This is a genomic window from Streptococcus sp. FSL E2-3494, from assembly GCF_038007085.1.
GTDB classification, from domain to species: domain Bacteria; phylum Bacillota; class Bacilli; order Lactobacillales; family Streptococcaceae; genus Streptococcus; species Streptococcus thermophilus.
On sequence record NZ_JBBOWN010000002.1, the window covers coordinates 75,422 to 92,406 of the forward strand.

13 protein-coding genes and 4 pseudogenes are annotated in these 16,985 nt (G+C 40.3%); 6 read left to right on the forward strand and 11 right to left on the reverse strand.

The features are described 5' to 3' along the window. Positions 1–127: 127 nt before the first annotated feature. Together NST05_RS08730 and NST05_RS08735 are read left to right on the forward strand one after the other, a co-directional pair. Positions 128–877 (forward strand): annotated as a pseudogene (locus tag NST05_RS08730) (DeoR/GlpR family DNA-binding transcription regulator). Then, positions 852–1,682: pseudogene (locus NST05_RS08735) on the forward strand (Cof-type HAD-IIB family hydrolase). Before NST05_RS08730 ends, NST05_RS08735 begins: the two co-directional pseudogenes overlap by 26 nt. 131 nt (positions 1,683–1,813) lie before the next feature. On the opposite strand, the gene NST05_RS08740 reads toward NST05_RS08735, so the two are convergent. From NST05_RS08740 to pbp2a, 5 genes are all read right to left on the reverse strand, one after another. Continuing rightward, a complete protein-coding gene (locus NST05_RS08740; protein ID WP_014607924.1) occupies positions 1,814–2,302 on the reverse strand; it encodes a phosphatase PAP2 family protein in 489 nt (162 codons plus the stop codon). 121 nt (positions 2,303–2,423) lie between these two features. Beyond that, positions 2,424–2,963 carry a transcription termination/antitermination protein NusG gene (gene nusG, locus NST05_RS08745; RefSeq protein WP_002883644.1) on the reverse strand — a complete coding sequence of 180 codons (540 nt, stop codon included), beginning with the start codon at positions 2,961–2,963 and terminating at the stop codon, positions 2,424–2,426. A 196-nt stretch (positions 2,964–3,159) separates the two neighbouring features. Beyond that, a complete protein-coding gene (gene secE / locus NST05_RS08750; protein WP_011680694.1) occupies positions 3,160–3,336 on the reverse strand; it encodes a preprotein translocase subunit SecE in 177 nt (58 codons plus the stop codon). Positions 3,337–3,344: 8 nt separating this feature from the next. Continuing rightward, positions 3,345–3,497 (reverse strand): 50S ribosomal protein L33, encoded by a 153-nt coding sequence (gene rpmG, locus NST05_RS08755; protein WP_002946904.1) that lies wholly within the window; start codon positions 3,495–3,497, stop codon positions 3,345–3,347. A 48-nt stretch (positions 3,498–3,545) separates the two neighbouring features. Continuing rightward, positions 3,546–5,873 carry a penicillin-binding protein PBP2A gene (pbp2a, locus tag NST05_RS08760; protein WP_340743000.1) on the reverse strand — a complete coding sequence of 776 codons (2,328 nt, stop codon included), beginning with the start codon at positions 5,871–5,873 and terminating at the stop codon, positions 3,546–3,548. A 65-nt stretch (positions 5,874–5,938) separates the two neighbouring features. Between pbp2a and NST05_RS08765 the strand changes: the two genes are divergently transcribed. The 4 genes and pseudogenes from NST05_RS08765 to NST05_RS08780 all read left to right on the forward strand — a co-directional run bounded on the left by NST05_RS08765 (position 5,939) and on the right by NST05_RS08780 (position 8,575). Next, complete coding sequence (locus tag NST05_RS08765; protein ID WP_084828448.1) at positions 5,939–6,811, forward strand: RluA family pseudouridine synthase; 873 nt, start codon at positions 5,939–5,941, stop codon at positions 6,809–6,811. Positions 6,812–6,990: 179 nt separating this feature from the next. Beyond that, positions 6,991–7,323 carry a TM2 domain-containing protein gene (locus NST05_RS08770; RefSeq protein WP_113870446.1) on the forward strand — a complete coding sequence of 111 codons (333 nt, stop codon included), beginning with the start codon at positions 6,991–6,993 and terminating at the stop codon, positions 7,321–7,323. Further along, positions 7,323–7,626 (forward strand): annotated as a pseudogene (locus NST05_RS08775) (DUF2752 domain-containing protein). Before NST05_RS08770 ends, NST05_RS08775 begins: the two are co-directional and overlap by 1 nt. 670 nt (positions 7,627–8,296) lie before the next feature. Beyond that, complete coding sequence (locus tag NST05_RS08780) at positions 8,297–8,575, forward strand: superinfection immunity protein (RefSeq protein ID WP_252989161.1); 279 nt, start codon at positions 8,297–8,299, stop codon at positions 8,573–8,575. Here NST05_RS08780 and NST05_RS08785 read toward each other — a convergent pair. The 6 genes and pseudogenes from NST05_RS08785 to NST05_RS08810 form a co-directional block, all read right to left on the reverse strand. Then, positions 8,528–9,485, reverse strand: a pseudogene (locus NST05_RS08785) (IS3 family transposase); the annotation flags it as partial. The gene NST05_RS08780 and the pseudogene NST05_RS08785 sit on opposite strands and share 48 nt — an antisense overlap. A gap of 97 nt (positions 9,486–9,582) precedes the next feature. Continuing rightward, the gene (gene groL / locus NST05_RS08790) at positions 9,583–11,202 is read right to left on the reverse strand and encodes a chaperonin GroEL (protein WP_084828447.1); all 1,620 of its coding nucleotides are present in this window, start codon (positions 11,200–11,202) and stop codon (positions 9,583–9,585) included. A gap of 48 nt (positions 11,203–11,250) precedes the next feature. Continuing rightward, positions 11,251–11,538, reverse strand: a complete 288-nt coding sequence (gene groES / locus NST05_RS08795; RefSeq protein WP_024009719.1) for a co-chaperone GroES — start codon at positions 11,536–11,538, stop codon at positions 11,251–11,253. A 166-nt stretch (positions 11,539–11,704) separates the two neighbouring features. After that, positions 11,705–12,508 (reverse strand): ABC transporter ATP-binding protein, encoded by an 804-nt coding sequence (locus NST05_RS08800; protein ID WP_002949330.1) that lies wholly within the window; start codon positions 12,506–12,508, stop codon positions 11,705–11,707. Next, positions 12,508–14,448, reverse strand: a complete 1,941-nt coding sequence (locus NST05_RS08805; protein WP_084828446.1) for an ABC transporter substrate binding protein — start codon at positions 14,446–14,448, stop codon at positions 12,508–12,510. Before NST05_RS08805 ends, NST05_RS08800 begins: the two co-directional genes overlap by 1 nt. A gap of 615 nt (positions 14,449–15,063) precedes the next feature. Then, positions 15,064–16,926, reverse strand: coding sequence for a proline--tRNA ligase (locus NST05_RS08810; RefSeq protein WP_134973053.1), 1,863 nt, complete (start codon positions 16,924–16,926; stop codon positions 15,064–15,066). Between the last annotated feature and the right edge of the window lie 59 nt (positions 16,927–16,985).

Sequence of the window (16,985 nt, forward strand, 5' to 3'; positions counted from 1 at the left end):
ATTTTTAAAGATAGTAAGAGAAGTTTACGAGGTAACTTGAACCTGGGTTAGTTTGCGTTTTTTTTTGCATTTTTATATACAAAAAACGTAAAAAGATACTATACTAATATCAGAAAGCAGGTGACTCATGTATCAGGAACAACGATTTGAGAGAATTTTGATGCTCTTGGAAGAGCGAGGAAACCTATCTGTCAAAGAAATGGTTGATGAATTAGGAGTTTCAAAAGATACTGTCAGAAGAGATTTTGATTGTCTCAGCCAGAGGAATCTGGCTCAACGTACCCATGGCGGTATTCTTCCAGTTAAAAACACCAGTGTTCTTTGCTTCCAAGAACGTCAGAAAGGACTCACAGAAGATAAGAAAAAAATGGCAGACCTGGCGCTTAGCTTCATCAAAGAACAATCTCTACTTTTTTTCGATGTTTCTACCTTGATGCTTGAAGTTTCACAAAAATTAACTAAGAACGTTACTGTTTACTCCCACTCCTTGGATAATGCCTTGGTCCTAAGTGGTAAGGAAGGGATTGATTTTCATCTCTTGGGAGGCAAATTCTACACTAAAAACCGCTTCTACTACTCGATTCACGAAGCACAGATCTTGCAACATCTACAATTTGACTTAGCCTTCTTTGGAGCGGCTAGTCTCAGTCAAGGATTGGTTAGCTTTGAAGATGAAGAAGACGTTGCCGTCAAACAGCTAGCCTAGCAAGCTACTAGAACTAAGATACTTATTGCTGAATCTGACAAATATGAAAAGCATTCCAAATATATCTTGGGTAAACTTGAGGACTTTGACTATTGGATTACAGATAAGGAGCCTGAGTCTGATATAGATAAAGTAATAATTTTATATGATGGAAAGGATAGCGATTATTAGTAAAATTCGTTTGATTATCAGCGATATTGATGGGACTATTCTCACTAGTAACCACCAGGTAGATGATCAACTGATTGAAGTCATGCCAGAGCTTGAAAAGGCGAAGATACCTTTTGTTTTAGCTTCTGCCCATTCTCCACTAGGAATGCAACCAATTGCTCATAAACTAGGACTTCATGACAATCCTATCACCTGCTACAACGGGGCCTAGTACTTGAGGGTGATCGTACTATCATAGAACATCCTGTGGATAAATCCGAAACTCGAACATTTATTAACTACTTATCCACAGACTATCCAAGTGTTTCTGTGAATATCTACTCTGGCAAGGATTGGATTACCAACCAACTAAACAAATGGTCTCAGTTGGAAGCAAGTATCACGGGTGAATCTCCTATTATTAAGCAACTCCAAGACACTGTCTCAGATTCAAAGCCTTCTATCCACAAGCTATTGTTGATTGATGAGCCTGAAGTTTATCCAGGACCTCCACCAAAAACTCCTAAGCATGGGTTTTCCACAGACAGTCTTCTACTTATCCAAAGATAACTACTTAGAAGTCACTGCCAAGCACGTTTCTAAAGAACATGCTCTCCTTGAGGTTGCTAAGTATTATGACATTCCTCTTGAACAGATTATGACTATTGGTGATAATTTCAACGATAGTCCTATGCTCGCTCTGGCTAGCCTAGGAGTTGCTATGGTCAATGCACCTGAGGGAGTCAAGAAGTCTGAAAATCTAGTGACTGCCTCAAATGATCAACATGGAGTAACACAAGCTATCATAGAGCATGTTTTAAACTAAGCCAATATCGAATGGTGGGAACAACCTTTAATCGCCAACTCGAATTTTAGAACAAGAGAAAAGGTCCCCAAAGGGTCCTTTTCTTTTTTCAATGAAAAAAGCCCTCCTCTCTCGAAGAAGACCAAAAATTTCTAAAGGTAAAGAAGGAGGCCAACAAGAATTCCAATGACATAGCCTGCCAAAACATCACTAGGATAATGAACACCACCTAGCACGCGCAAGATAGCCAAAATTGCTGCGAGAAAAAGCATAGTCCCACCTAGCCACGGATTAAGCAATAAGGTAAACATGGCAATGGTCGTTGCTGAAAAAACATGACGGCTAGGAAATGACTTGCCAAGACTATCCTTTTTAATAAGAGGCTGAATGTCCCAGGTCTGATAAGGGCGTGGGCGATTATAAAGGCTACGACCAAGAGAAAGCAGAAAAAAGCCTTCTCCCATAATAAGCACTGTCGTAAAAAGAACAAACCAGCCATGCCTCAGCCAAACCAAAATAAGAAATATAGGAAAAAGCAGGTAAAAAGTCCTTGTTATAGCCTTGTTCAATCCTCCCAAGACCTTAGCATAAGGACGCAATGGACCGCTAATCTTATCGTAAAATTGTTTATAATTCATCATCCGTTAGAAAAAGGGAGTGACACAGAACTAAATTTAAAAATCTAGATTCTAGTCTCTCCCCCATGTTTAATGAGATAGTCTTACGAGGTTGAAGCTCCTGGTTCCAACCTTTTTGACTATTTTAAAGTTCAGCGATTTGGTAGAGTTCAAGCTCAGCAGCTGTTTCTGAACCAAACATGTTAATCATGATTTTAACCTTGTTGTTTTCAATTTCGACAACACGGCCTTCTTGCCCCATAAAGGCACCATCGATGATTTGAACCACGTCACCAACCTTGATATTCGTATCAAAGACATCAACTGTTTGACCCATTGAAATCAAGATTTGACGGATTTCTTCTTCCAAAAGTGGTGTTGGTTTAGAACGGTTTCCGTGTGAACCAACGAAACCAGTAACGTTTGGAGTATTACGAACAACAAACCATGCTTCGTCTGTCATTACCATCTCAACAAGAACGTAACCAGGGAAGCGGTTTTCTTCCACTTCTTTAACTTTACCGTTTTTCTCAACATTGACAGTTTGAGTTGGGATTTCAACACGCAAGATATTTTCAAGCATGTTATAAGTTTGAGCTCGTTGCAAAAGATTTTCTTTAACTTTATTTTCGTATCCTGAATACGTTTGAAGGACGAACCAGCCCTTGTCGAATGAATCTAGCATTTTAGGATTCCTTTCTTTGTTCTAAATGACATTTAAACATGACCATCAATATTCGAGGCGCAAGCGTTAAATGTAAATGAATGCCTATGTTTTAATTCAAAGCGTAATAAAAAAGCCTGGAGGCCCTTGTTCTCGCTTTTATCTGCATTTATTATAACAAAAAAGAGCAAGCATGCCCACTCTTTTTATGTTTTCTTTAGAAAAAGTTAATCAGTGCTGACATAGTGCGACTCAACAATTCATCAAACGCATAGATGATGACAGTGAAGAATGCAGTATACTCAAGAACTGAACTAAAATCGTGCCAGCGTTGTTTACGCTCTGGCCAAGTCGTGTCTTTCAAGACTTTGAAAATACTTCCGGTTTGTCTCACGGTGTCTCCTATCTTGTTTCTTTATGCAAGGTATATTTTTTACAATTTTTGCAAAACTTGTTCACTTCTAGTCGTGTTGGTTTGGGAGTGCTACTAACACTAATCGAGTAGTTTCGGTTCCCACAATCTGCACACGCTAGGCTTGCTTTTTTCTGTGCCATAACGCCTCCGTTCTTTTTATCTTACCACTTTTAAACTTAATTGACAAGCTATCTGAATAGACCTGAGAAGGAGTCTGAGACCCTACCCCATAGGCTGCTTGCTTGATCTTTTACATCATCGACAACGTCTGAAGCCTTGTCTGTCCATGACTTATTATTGCTATTACGTGAATCGTTTGGATTTGCTGTATAATCTAAGGTTTGACCATCAGCCGCATAGGCATTTTCAACAGTAAACTCATTACCTGGTGTATTTGGCAAAACATCTGCAGCGATATAGCTGAAAATAGTTGAAGCTGTTCCTGAGCTTGCTCCTGTTAAGTAGTGATTCTCGTCAGTCTTATCAAAACCAATCCAAGTCGTTATAACCACATCAGGAGTATAGCCAATTACCCACTGGTCACTGGTCAAATCTTTGTTAAACTCGGCCTGAACAGTACCTGTCTTACCTGCCATAGTGTAACCCGTATAGTTGGCGTTAACAGCGGAACCATTTGAGAAGGTACCGAGCATCATGCTAGTCATCTGGTTAGCTACAGACTGGCTGATAATACGTTTAGACTTCTTACTATGGGTAGCAATGATATCACCACTAGCATTTTCAATTTTAGTGATAAAATAAGCTGTATTCATCTCCCCACCATTGGCAAAGGTCGCATAAGCCTGAGCCATTTGTAGAGGACTAGCTGTCACACCACCACCGAGTGCAATCCCTAATTCTTCTGGAACATTATCAAAGTTAAGACCAAATTTCTGACCGTAACTAATCCCTTTTTGTATACCAATTTGGTTAAAGAGATAAACTGCCGGAATATTGTAAGAGTTGGCCAAAGCTTGATACATGGGCACATCCTCAGTCTCAACACCACCATAGTTGGTTGGGGTATAGCCATTGTAATCAATTGGCGTATTAGGTAGGTCCTTATTGATGCTCCACCCTGAAGCCAGAGCTGGAGCATAAACCACCAAAGGTTTGATTGTCGAACCAGGACTACGCTTCCCTTGGGTTGCATAGTTGAAATTACGGAAGGTTGCATCACCTGTACCACCTACACGACCTACCAAACCACGAACCGCTCCAGTTGATGGATCAAGTGCTACACTAGCTGACTGGGCTGTGCTACCATCACTTTCTGACGTTGGAAAGAGATAACTATTTTCATAAGTCTGCTGCATATTAGCCTGTGAGTTGACATCCATCTCTGTATAGATTTTGTAGCCATTTTTAACAATTTCATCCTCACTCAAGCCATAAGTCTTAGTAGCTTCTTCAATGACAGCATCAAAGTAAGACGGATACCTATAGTCATCACCAGTCCCTTGATAAGTATCAACCAAGCGACTAGCCATATCAACTCCAGCTGCACTATCAGCATCAGCTTGACTCAACTTCTCATCATCTACCATATTGGCAAGGACAGTGTTTCGGCGGTTGGTTGCATTTTGGATATTATCAATCGGATTGTAAATTTCAGGTCCCTTAAGCATACCTGCAAGTGTCGCTGCCTCATCCACCGTTAGATTGGCAGCGCTTGTCCCGAAGTATTTTTGGCTGGCGTCTTCAACACCCCAAACACCGTTTCCGAAGTAGGCATTATTGAGATACATGGTAAGGATTTCTTGCTTGCTGTATTTCTTGGTTAGTTCCAAAGAAAGAAAGAATTCCTTGGCCTTACGAGTTACTGTCGGTTCCTGAGTCAAAAAGGCATTTTTAGCCAACTGTTGTGTGATGGTCGAACCACCACCAAATCGGCCCATGGAAACAATGGCTAGGAGGAAACGTTTGACGTTAATCCCACTATTTTTGTAGAAGGTGCGATCCTCCGTTGCAATGACGGCATTTTCTAGGCTATCACTAATAGCATCTAGCTCCACATAGGTCCCTTTTTGCCCTGACAGTGAACCAGCTTGATTGCCTTCTTTGTCATAGATAACCGTAGTAGCCTTCAAGGCATCCTGAAGATCTGAGACATTGGTCGTCTTAGCGATATAGAAGAGATAGGAGCCTACTGTCAGAACCAACACGGCTACCAAGATAAAGAGAATTTTACCAATATGATAGCGACGCCAGAAACGGCGAATAGGATTTCTTGGCGAAAGAGTGAACTTGCTCAAGAAAGCCCGAACCTTACCTAAGGGTTTGGTCGTGTCAATAGGTTTCTTTTGCTTAGAACGTTGGTAACGTGAAGTCTCTTGGCCTTCTCGTGACATGTCAAGTTCTTCAACGGCTTGTTCAAACTCATCAGGCTTCTTGGCAAAAAGACCTTTTATCCTATCTTGTAAATCCTTCGATTTTCCAGCAGGCTGGGGTTCCTTACCCTTCCCGCTAGTTTCTTCTTTAAAAAGTTTGTTTTTTAGATTATCAAAAAGTGTCATAAACCTATTATACCAAGTTTTTACAGGTTCTGTCCTCTTTTAAACGTTCATGATATAATGAAACTATGACTTTACACGTAGAAATTATCAATCCCTACCCTGCAACAACTGTCAAAGAATTACTAGAAACCAAACTCCTCATTCCTCGTAAGATTCGTCATTTCCTACGCACGAAAAAATATGTCCTTATCAATGGAGAAACTATTAATTGGCAGAGTCCTGTTAAAGAAGGTGATAGGATTAGCCTGACCTTTGACACAGAGGACTATCCTAATAAAACTATCCCTATGGGAGATGCCAATTTGGTAAAGCCTCTCTATGAGGATTCGCATCTCATCGTGGTCAATAAGCCTGAAGGAATGAAGACGCATGGCAATGAACCCACAGAAATCGCTCTTCTTAACCATGTTTCGGCTTATTGTGGGCAAACCTGTTACGTCGTTCATCGACTAGATATGGAAACTAGTGGAGCTGTGCTTTTCGCTAAAAATCCGTTTATCCTGCCAATTCTTAACCGGCTTTTAGAAGATAAGATGATTCAGCGTCAATACTGGGCATTGACTGAAGGTAAATTTCAGACCAAGAAAACTGTTTATAAGGATAAGATTGGACGCGACCGCCACGATCGTAGAAAACGGGTGGTGGATCCTCGAAAAGGGCAGAGTGCGTATACAACCGTCACACGTCTCAAAACCTTTGAAGGAGCCAGTCTGGTCAACTGCCAACTAAAAACCGGCCGAACTCACCAAATTCGTGTGCATCTGTCCCATCACGGTCATGCTATTCTGGGGGACCCACTTTACAGTTATCAGCCAGCATCTAGACTCATGCTACACGCCCACTCCCTTAGTTTCACTCACCCCTTAACACTCGAAAAAGTCACTGTTAAGGTTAAATCAGAAAGTTTTGAACAAGTGTTGAGAAATCACAAATCATAAAAGCAAACTCACTCTCAAACATAGTGCGAAAGGATTATCCTAATGATCTTCTCGTTATAAGACAGCGGAACCTTGCAAATAAGTTGCTTTTATTGATTTCGAAAGCCTTGACTACCTTGACTCTCCTTTACATTATGTTATCCTTTACGTATAATTTAAAATTTTAGGAGTGTTTAATTATGAATCCAGTCGATCAATGGCTAGCAATTAACGCTAAGTATTTCCCAACAGAACAAGTTCAGTACATCCGACAACGTCTTGAGGCACTTCCTGAACAGCAACTTTCACAGCTTTACTCAATCAGATTCCAAGATCCTACGATGATGCTTGTCATCTCACTCTTTGGTGGTTCTCTTGGAATCGACCGCTTTATGTTGGGGCAAGTTGGTCTTGGTATCGGTAAACTTTTGACATGTGGTGGTTGTGGTATCTGGTCAATCGTTGACTGGTTTCTCATCATGGATGCTACTCGCCAATCAAATGCTCAAAAACTTTTTGCTGTTATTGGGTAATGAAAAACTATTTCACACGCTTGTGGGCCTACCACCAGCGTTTTTTTAGATTATATCTCTTTGTTTTAATGGCAATTTATGGAGTCTACCTTTTACATCTCCCAACACCACTCAACCTTATCCTAAAACCATTTGGACTCAAGGGGTGAAGCGCAGGTTTGACACGCGCTAGTGTTAGACTCTTACACCTAGATTGGCAAGGAGCCTGGGACTATAATCCACTGATATATCCTCTAGTGGTCTATATCTTAACCTATTTCTTTCTCTATAATCTTTAGTGACAAAAAGATTATAGAGAAATAAACTGTCCTATCCAACTCCCATTGCATATCCCTTACACTATTGCTATAATTGTAAGCATCAAAATTTATAATCGAAACAAATGGAGTTTAACTATATGAAACAACAAGATTGGATTGATTTTTTCCAAGCAGTCCACGGACGTAATCCAAGTATCCAAGAAATGGCTGAAGCAGCCAATCGAGGCGAGTTTGTCTGAGAAACCCCCAAACAAACTGTCGAAGCAACAAAAAAACTCTCACAAAAAGAGACTGTAGAAAAGACACAAAACTCAGAAACTGTTGAACATACAGAACCTGAACCATCAGCAGAGACTGTAGAAACTGTCAAAAATGATGTTGACAATTATGATGTCACTGAAGAATCCTTGGATGATTCTAGTATCGATGAAAGACAAACTTTCCAAACTCCTAACATAGGTCAAGAAGCTCCAACAGCCAACTTTCAAGAACAAATAAATCCAATACAAGACACTACTAATAAGCCTTTAAATTCCTTTGCCGAGCAAGCTCATGCAAGCTTCCCACAAACAAACAGCACTCTTAATGAGGCTTGGAAAAAGCCAGAAAATAAATCTCAAACAAACCTCATCATGATAGCCATCGCTACCATACCAGTTATCCTTTGGGCTCTTGGATGGTTCTTACTTGGAGTTATTGGAGATGATTCTAGCATGGGATTAGGTTTGACATTTTGGACTTTGATTGTGGGTCTACCAGCAATCATTATTGACATCCTACCAGCACTTCTAAACAAAACAGAAAAGAAATGGCTAATCTTTCTTTTCTCAATACTGTTAAGCTGGACTTTCATTGGATGGATCATCTTGCTTATTATTTCTATCAATACGAATAAGGAAGCAGAACGCACTAGACAGCAACAAATTATGATGCAGATGTCAGGTAAACAAGGATCCCATCATGCCATTGTCTGGACGATTCCCCTTACGTGACATTGACGGTTGGGGGTCCCTTTATCCTCTAAAAATTGATGATAATACTGATGTTGGTATTGCCAACCTTGGTCACTAAGGTTATCTGCTTTCTTGCCAACTTCTCCTTGGTATGAAGAATACTTGCGTTTACGACGAATTTGGGAACTTAAACCAAGGAGCTTCATCAGACGTTGGACCTTCTTCTGGTTCACTACAAAACCACGATTCCTCAATTCCAGAGTTATTCGGCGATAGCCATAATTTCCTTTATGCTCATAATAAATTTCTTGAATTTCGCCTTTAGTCTCTTTATCTTTGTCGTGCCCATCTAGTTGTTTCAACTGATAATAGTAAGTCGAGCGAGCTAAACGTGCTGTTTCAAGAAGTAAATCGAGTCGAAATCCTCCTGAAACCATTTCTCTAATTGTCTCTGCCTTTCTCGCTGTAAGGCTTCGTCCCTTTCCTCTAACTCTTTTAACTTTTTTAGGTAGGCCACCTCGGTACGTAAGCGTTCATTCTCCTCTTGGAATCGCTCTAGTTCTGTCATTTCTTCCCAAGTTTTCTTACGTTTACGCCCCATTTTAGGTACTCTGCCTCTTCTTTTCTCAAGAATTGTATACCCATTTTTTTATATTGTGCTATCTAGTTAGGCAACATTCCACCACTTGGAAGACAATAATCAAGACTTACACTTTTTTGTGAACGACCTTCAAGTAGCACTTTATCAATCATTTCTCGTTTTAATTTAGGAGAATAATAACGATTCTTTCCTTTTTTTGATGATGTTTATTCCATAACGGTCAATTAATTTCACCATATATTTTAGACAAGAAACGTTCACCCCAAATTGATTTGAAAGTCGTTTAAAGCTTTCTCCTTGCTTTCTCAATTCATATATTTGAACTTTATCTTCATAAGTTAATTTCATAATAAAAAAAAACACCCCAAAAGTTAGATTTTTCTGTCTAACTTTTGGGGTGCAGTTCACTTCTCGACTTCTCCTAGGTTTTTTTCTTTCTTAAATCTTAGTAACCCATCATTCCTGGATCCATAGCTGGCGCTGCTGGAGCCTTTTGTTCAGGTTTGTCGGCAACGACTGCTTCTGTTGTCAAGATAAGACTAGCTACTGAAGCAGCATTTTGAAGGGCTGAACGTGTTACCTTAACTGGGTCAATGATTCCTGATTCAACCATATCTACCCATTCGCCATTGGCAGCGTTAAATCCTGTACCAACTGGGCTATTCTTCAATTTATCAATGATAACTGAACCTTCATAACCGGCATTATAAGCAATTTGACGAACAGGTTCTTCCAAGGCACGGAGGACAATATTACGTCCTGTAGCATCGTCACCTTCAAGATCAAGTTCAGCAACCTTAGCAATGACGTTAACTAGGGCTGTACCACCACCAGCTACTATACCTTCTTCAACAGCGGCACGAGTAGCATTGAGAGCATCTTCGATACGAAGTTTCATTTCTTTAAGAGCTGTTTCTGTGGCTGCACCAACCTTAATAACTGCAACACCACCTGACAATTTAGCCAAACGCTCTTGAAGTTTTTCACGGTCAAATTCAGATGTTGTTGTTTCCAATTGAGATTTAATGAGCTTAACACGGTTAGCAATTGCTTCTGCGCTTCCTGCTCCTTCAACGATAACTGTACTATCCTTATCCACAGTTACTTTCGAAGCCTGACCAAGTGATTCCATAGTTGCATCCTTAAGTTCAAGACCAAGATCCTCAGTAATAACAGTTGCTCCAGTCAATACAGCAATGTCTTCCAACATCGCTTTACGACGGTCACCAAAGCCAGGCGCCTTAACAGCAACGACATTAAAGGTTCCACGAATTTTGTTAAGAACAAGTGTTGGAAGAGCTTCACCAGTCACGTCGTCAGCAATAATCAAAAGTGGACGACTGGTCTTAAGCACTTCTTCCAAGAGTGGAAGAACATCTTGGATATTTGAAATTTTCTTGTCAGTCACAAGAATAAATGGATTTTCAAGATCTGCGACCATTTTTTCATTATCAGTAACCATGTACTGAGAAAGATATCCACGGTCAAATTGCATACCTTCAACCACTTCGAGTTCTGTCTCCATACCACGAGACTCTTCAATAGTGATAACACCATCATTACCAACGCGTTCCATTGCTTCTGAAATGTATTCACCAACTTTTTCAGAGCGAGATGAAACCGCAGCAACTTGAGCAATAGCTTCCTTATTAGCAACTGGTTGAGCAATGACTTTAAGCTCTTCCACAGCTGCAGCTACAGCTGCTTCAATCCCACGACGGATACCGATTGGATTAGCACCAGCTGTTACATTTTTTAGCCCCTCACGAACAATAGCTTGTGTCAAAACAGTGGCTGTAGTTGTTCCGTCACCGGCAATATCATTAGTTTTTGAAGCCACTTCGCTGACGAGCTTGGCACCCATATTTTCAAAATGATCTTCAAGTTCAATTTCTTTAGCAATTGTCACACCATCATTAGTGATAAGTGGTGAACCAAAAGCCTTTTCCAAAACAACATTACGACCTTTAGGGCCAAGCGTTACCTTAACGGTATCAGCTAAAGTATCAACACCACGAACCATTGCTGCACGTGCATCTGATGAAAATTTAATATCTTTTGCCATAATTACTCACTCCTTCTTTATCTTAATTTATATCTGATTAGCAAGAATTTAAGCTAGGACTGCTAAAATATCTGCTTCACGGATAATTGAAACGGAATCTTCTCCGTCTTTAACACTGACACCTGTACCATTTTCAACAAGGACCTTATCGCCTACTGCAACACTAGGTGCAATCAATTCCCCAGTAAGAGTACGGGTACCTTCACCTACCGCCAAGACCTCTGCAGTCTTAGTTGTTTCATGACTAGCTCCTGCCAATACAAAGCCACTAGCTGTTTTTTCTTCTGTTTCTTCAAAACGGACGATGATACGATCGCCCAATGGTTTTAATGCCATACCAATTACCTCCAAAAATGTTATTTAGATTAGCAACGTTTAAAATGTTGTTTTAGCACTCACGATAGACAACTGCTAATCTATATTTTCATTTTAGCACTTAGTCAAAAATAGTCAAGAAAAAACTATCCAAAATCTAAACTTTGGATAGTTTTTTTCTAGTATATTAACCGAGTACCAAGGCATCGTCATTGAGAACTTGTCCACTATTTTTGTGGAAGAGGGCCATAAGCTCTGCAACAGTGAGGTTTTTCTTTTTTTCACCTTGCACATCTACGACGATCTTACCATGATAGAGCATAACTAAACGGTTTCCATATTCGATAGCATGTTCCATATTGTGGGTAATCATAAGAGTTGTCAACTTTTGTTCTTCAACAATCTTACGCGTCAAATTCATGACCATGTCACTTGTCTTAGGATCCAGTGCTGCTGTATGTTCATCTAGCAGCAAAATCTTTGGACGAACCAAGGTCGCCATAGCAAGCGTCAAGGCCTGACGTTGTCCACCTGACAAGAAATTAGCATCAGTCTTCATACGATTCTCAAGACCAAGACCAAGATCTACCAAGGCTTCCTTGAATATTTGACGTTCACTTTCAGTGATAGACTTTTTAAAGAAGCTACGTTTCTTGCCACGACGATAGGCGATTGCCATATTTTCTTCGATAGAAAGGTTTGTCGCTGTACCCATTCGAGGATCTTGGAAAACACGGCTAATGTCTTTAGAGCGCTCATCTACAGATGCTTTCTTAATAGATTGACCGTCCAACAAGATATCCCCCTCATCAATGCTGAGAACACCAGCAATTGAATTCATCAAGGTTGACTTACCAGCACCGTTTCCCCCGATGACAGAGATAAAATCTCCCTGTTCAATGTCGAGATCTAAACCACGCAGGACGTGATTTTCATTGACTGTGCCTTTTTCAAAAGTTTTATGAATCTGTTGTAAACTAAGTAAAGCCACTACTTGTCACCTCCTGGAGTCAAGGATTTGTTAGGATTGATTTTCAATTTTTGTCGTACTTCAGGCACATAAAGGATGATAGCAAGCAAGATAGCTGAAGCTAATTTCAGCATTTGAGCATCAACGTTCATGGCAAGGATCATAACCAAGACCAAACGGTAGAGAACAGCTCCGACAACAATTGACCAAAGACGTTTGCCAAGTGGTAAATACTTAACGATAACCTCAGCCAAGATGATTGCAGCCAAGCCATTTACGATTGTACCTGTACCCATATTCATATCCGCATAGCCATTATTTTGAGCTAGGAGAGCACCTGATAGGGCAATCAAACCATTGGAAATCATGTAACCAAGAATCTTCATACGATCAACCTTGATACCATTAGCTTCTCCCATGGCAAGATTATCACCTGTTGCACGAAGAGCAAGTCCAACCTGTGTATTAAGGAGAACAACCAACATAAACACTACAAGACTAACGAAGATTAGTCCTAATAGAATCACACCACTCAGCTTAGACAATCCAAGCCCCATCACCATAGTCACTAGCGTATTATGTCCTGAAAGAGAGATATTGGCACTTCCGAGAACCAAAAGGTTAACTGAATAGAGCCCTGTTAGGGTAATAATCCCTGTTAATAGTGCTGGTATCTTCATTTTCGTATGCATAAAGCCAGACACAGCACCTGCAAACATACCAGCTACAAAACCACCTAGAGTTGCAAAGATTGGGTTGATACCACGGATAATCATGATAGTTGTCGTTGCAGCACCAAGTGGAAAGGTTCCCTCAGCTGTCAAATCGGCAAGGTCCAAAATACGGAAGGTAATGAAGACCCCAATAGCCATAATCGCCCAGAGAAGTCCCTGAGAAATGGATGTTAGAACCACATTTGAAAAGCCATTCTTAGATGACTTATTCACCTTAAGCTTAATGACACCCTTATCTTTTTTGGCAATCGGTTTGTCATCTTTCGTTGATACTTTAGATTCCTCATCACTAATGCTAGAAACATCAATGCCAAGTTCTTTAGCCATATCATGATTAACCACAACATTTAGAGTTTTAGGGTACTCCGCATCAATGTCCTTAACTTTCTCACCTCGCAGAACACGACCTGCTAACTTACCTGTTTGACGACCAAGCGCTTCATAGTTGGTTCCATAAGTGAATAGGACACCTTTTTCTACACTACCAGCATCACTACCAACAACAGGAACTTTAGTCTCTTTAGAAAGGTCTACCAAGGTATTAATGGCACTAACAATGGTATTGTCAGTCGGAATAAAAATGACTTCGGTCTGACTCATCAAGCTTTTGGCTGTATCTTGAATATCGTTGGTTGATGAAATCCCCTTAATAACCGTTTCAATACCAGCTTCCTTAAAGTATCTCTTGGCTTCTTCAACCTGAACTTCTGAGTTACGCTCACTGGTCGTATACATAATCCCAACTTTTTTAGTGTTTGGAAAGACCTTTTTCAACAATTCAACCTGTTTATTGATAGGAGACATGTCACTTGTCCCCGTCACATTTCCACCAACATTGTCCATAGATTTAACCAACTTAGCTGAGACAGGATCCGTCACTGCCGTAAAGAGAATTGGCTTACCTTTTGTCAAACTGCTTAATGACTGAGCTGCTGGGGTTGCGATAGCCAACATGACATCATTATCTTCAATAAGCGACTGAGAAATCGTCTGCAAGTTAGACTGATCTCCTTGTGCATTCTGATAATCGATTTTAATGTTCCTACCATCGACATACCCTTCCTCTTTGAGTTCTTCAATGAACCCTTTACGTGTCGCTGACAAGGAAGGATGCTCTACATATTGGAGAACACCGATGTGAACTAAATCTTTGTTAGAAGCATTGGAGCATGCAACCAAGATGGCAGCTGTTATAACAGCCATCATACTGACCAAGAATTTCTTCATCTTGTACACCTCTGTTTTTTTATTTTATCTATTTCCAATTTCCTTTTATGTTCTTCTGAAGCATTGGAGGCACAGGGAAAACAACAGTTTCATTGCCCATGAAAAATCCTCAAGTCTTCAAGAGCATCCCCAAGTGATACAATCACTTTATTTATCACGTCAAAAGTAAGCTAAATCTTGCTGTTTAAAGAACAATTCTAGCTTAGAATGAGAAATTAAAAATAGACCACGGCATGGAAAAACCAGCTAGGACAGACCCAACTGGTTCTCTGCATCTTGACTAGCACAAGCTAGCTTATGTCACCGGTTAGACCTCTTCATCTAATCGGCTAATCCATCACAAAATGCTTTAGCTTCATAGATACAAACTTATTGACGCTTGTATCTTGAAACACAAACGCCCTATCTAAAGAAACTAAAGTAATAACAAGCTTTAAGATTTCCCCAGTGGGTAGATTTGTCAAGCATGTAATGCCTCCGTAGTTAAGATAGATTTAAGTTTACACTATTTAGACAATTCTGTCAAATTGGAATTTATCTCCTTTTTCTCAATTAATCTTTGTCGTTTAAAAAGAAAAATCTCTTCCCGCCTCTGCAAGAAAAGATTTTTTAGTATTAAGCATCTTGTTCAGTTGTTAAGATAGCAAGTGTTTCAATCAAATTATCTGCGTTCACTTCAATAGTGTCACCAGTTGCCTTGATTTTAACTTCGACAATACCTTCACTTGCCTTTTTACCAACCGTCACACGAATTGGAAGCCCGATAAGGTCACTATCAGAGAATTTAGAACCAACACGCTCATTACGGTCATCTATCAAAACATCGTAACCTTCAGCCGCAAGAGCAGCTTCCAAACGATCTGTCAATGCATTAGCTTCCTCGTCCTTTGTGTTAACTGTAATCAAGTGAACATCATAAGGTGCCAATTCTTTAGGGAAATTAATACCCCAAGCATAACGGTATTGACCTTTTGGTGTTTTGTTGACAAAGAGACGTGCATGTTGCTCAATAACAGCTGATAAGATACGGCTTACACCGATACCGTAACATCCCATGATAATTGGAACTGCGCGACCATTTTCGTCAAGAACGTTAGCACCCATACTTTCAGAGTAACGTGTACCAAGTTTAAAGATATGACCAATCTCGATACCACGCGCAAACTGAAGGACACCTTGACCGTCTGGCGAAATCTCACCTTCTTTAACTTTACGAATATCCACGTATTCTGCCTTGAAGTCACGCTCTGGGTTAACCCCTGTCAAGTGATAACCATCTTCATTGGCTCCAACAACAGCATTAGCCACGTCTTGAACCTTACGGTCTGCAATGATACGAACATTTTCAGGAAGATTAACTGGACCAAGAGAACCGAAGTTAGCACCAAAGACTTGACGCGCTTCATCTTCTGTAGCTGGTTTAAGGAAGTCAGCTGCAAGGTAGTTTTTCAACTTCACATCGTTAACTTGATCATTACCAACAAGAAGAGCCACTACTGGTTCGTCATCAGCAGTGAAAAGCAAAGTCTTAATCGTTTGTTCTTCTGGAATATTCAAGAAAGCAGCGACATCGTCAATTGACTTGCAACCTGGTGTTTCGACTCGTGAAACTTCTTCTTGAGTCACAACCTTAGTCGCTGGTGTGTAGGCGTTTGTTGCCATCTCAAGGTTAGCTGCATAACTTGACTCTGTAGAATATGCAATCGTATCTTCACCAGATACCAACCACGATGTCAATTCATTCTTGATTTCTTCCATGACATCTTCTGGAATCTCATCCAATGAAGCAATTGACTTATCAAGAACTACCCAACGATTAAGGTCCGTACGCTCAGGAGTGACAGCCATAAATTCTTGGGAATCCTTACCGCCCATAGCACCACCATCACCGATGATAGCCTTAAACTCAAGGCCAGCACGTGTAAAGATAGCTTCATAGGCCTTACGATAGTCTTCGTAAGTTACATCCAAATCTTCGTAGTTTTGGTGGAAACTATAAGCATCCTTCATGATAAATTCACGCGTACGAAGAAGACCATTACGAGGACGTTTTTCATCACGATATTTAGATTGGATTTGATAAAGGTTAAGTGGCAATTGTTTGTATGATTTAACCGCATCACGAACCAAGACTGTAAAAGTTTCTTCGTGAGTTGGACCGAGAATAAAGTCAGATTTATCACGATTTTTTAGTTTATAAAGGTCTTCACCATAAGTTTCATAACGACCAGATTCACGCCACAAATCTGCTGTCAAAAGCGCTGGCGCCAACATTTCAACCGCACCGATTTTTTCAAACTCCTCACGCATGATGGTTTTAAATTTCTCGATAGCACGATTTGCCAATGGCATATAAGCATAAATACCAGCAGAGACCTGACGCACGTAACCCGCACGTACCATAAGGGCATGACTAATAACTTGAGCATCACTTGGCATTTCACGAAGTGTTGGAATCAACATTTTACTTTGTTTCATTATTTACATACTAAGGAGGCTAGCCCGTGGGTCAAGTTCCTTAGACTTCCTTTCATTTC

Excerpts from the sequence above, each read along its gene's own strand:
- NST05_RS08740 (WP_014607924.1), bottom strand. The coding sequence starts at position 2,302 with ATGATGAATTATAAACAATTTTACGATAAGATTAGCGGTCCATTGCGT.
- nusG (WP_002883644.1), bottom strand. The coding sequence starts at position 2,963 with ATGCTAGATTCATTCGACAAGGGCTGGTTCGTCCTTCAAACGTATTCA.
- rpmG (WP_002946904.1), bottom strand. The coding sequence starts at position 3,497 with ATGGCACAGAAAAAAGCAAGCCTAGCGTGTGCAGATTGTGGGAACCGA.
- pbp2a (WP_340743000.1), bottom strand. The coding sequence starts at position 5,873 with ATGACACTTTTTGATAATCTAAAAAACAAACTTTTTAAAGAAGAAACT.
- NST05_RS08765 (WP_084828448.1), top strand. The coding sequence starts at position 5,939 with ATGACTTTACACGTAGAAATTATCAATCCCTACCCTGCAACAACTGTC.
- NST05_RS08770 (WP_113870446.1), top strand. The coding sequence starts at position 6,991 with ATGAATCCAGTCGATCAATGGCTAGCAATTAACGCTAAGTATTTCCCA.
- NST05_RS08780 (WP_252989161.1), top strand. The coding sequence starts at position 8,297 with ATGGGATTAGGTTTGACATTTTGGACTTTGATTGTGGGTCTACCAGCA.
- groL (WP_084828447.1), bottom strand. The coding sequence starts at position 11,202 with ATGGCAAAAGATATTAAATTTTCATCAGATGCACGTGCAGCAATGGTT.
- groES (WP_024009719.1), bottom strand. The coding sequence starts at position 11,538 with ATGGCATTAAAACCATTGGGCGATCGTATCATCGTCCGTTTTGAAGAA.
- NST05_RS08805 (WP_084828446.1), bottom strand. The coding sequence starts at position 14,448 with ATGAAGAAATTCTTGGTCAGTATGATGGCTGTTATAACAGCTGCCATC.
- NST05_RS08810 (WP_134973053.1), bottom strand. The coding sequence starts at position 16,926 with ATGAAACAAAGTAAAATGTTGATTCCAACACTTCGTGAAATGCCAAGT.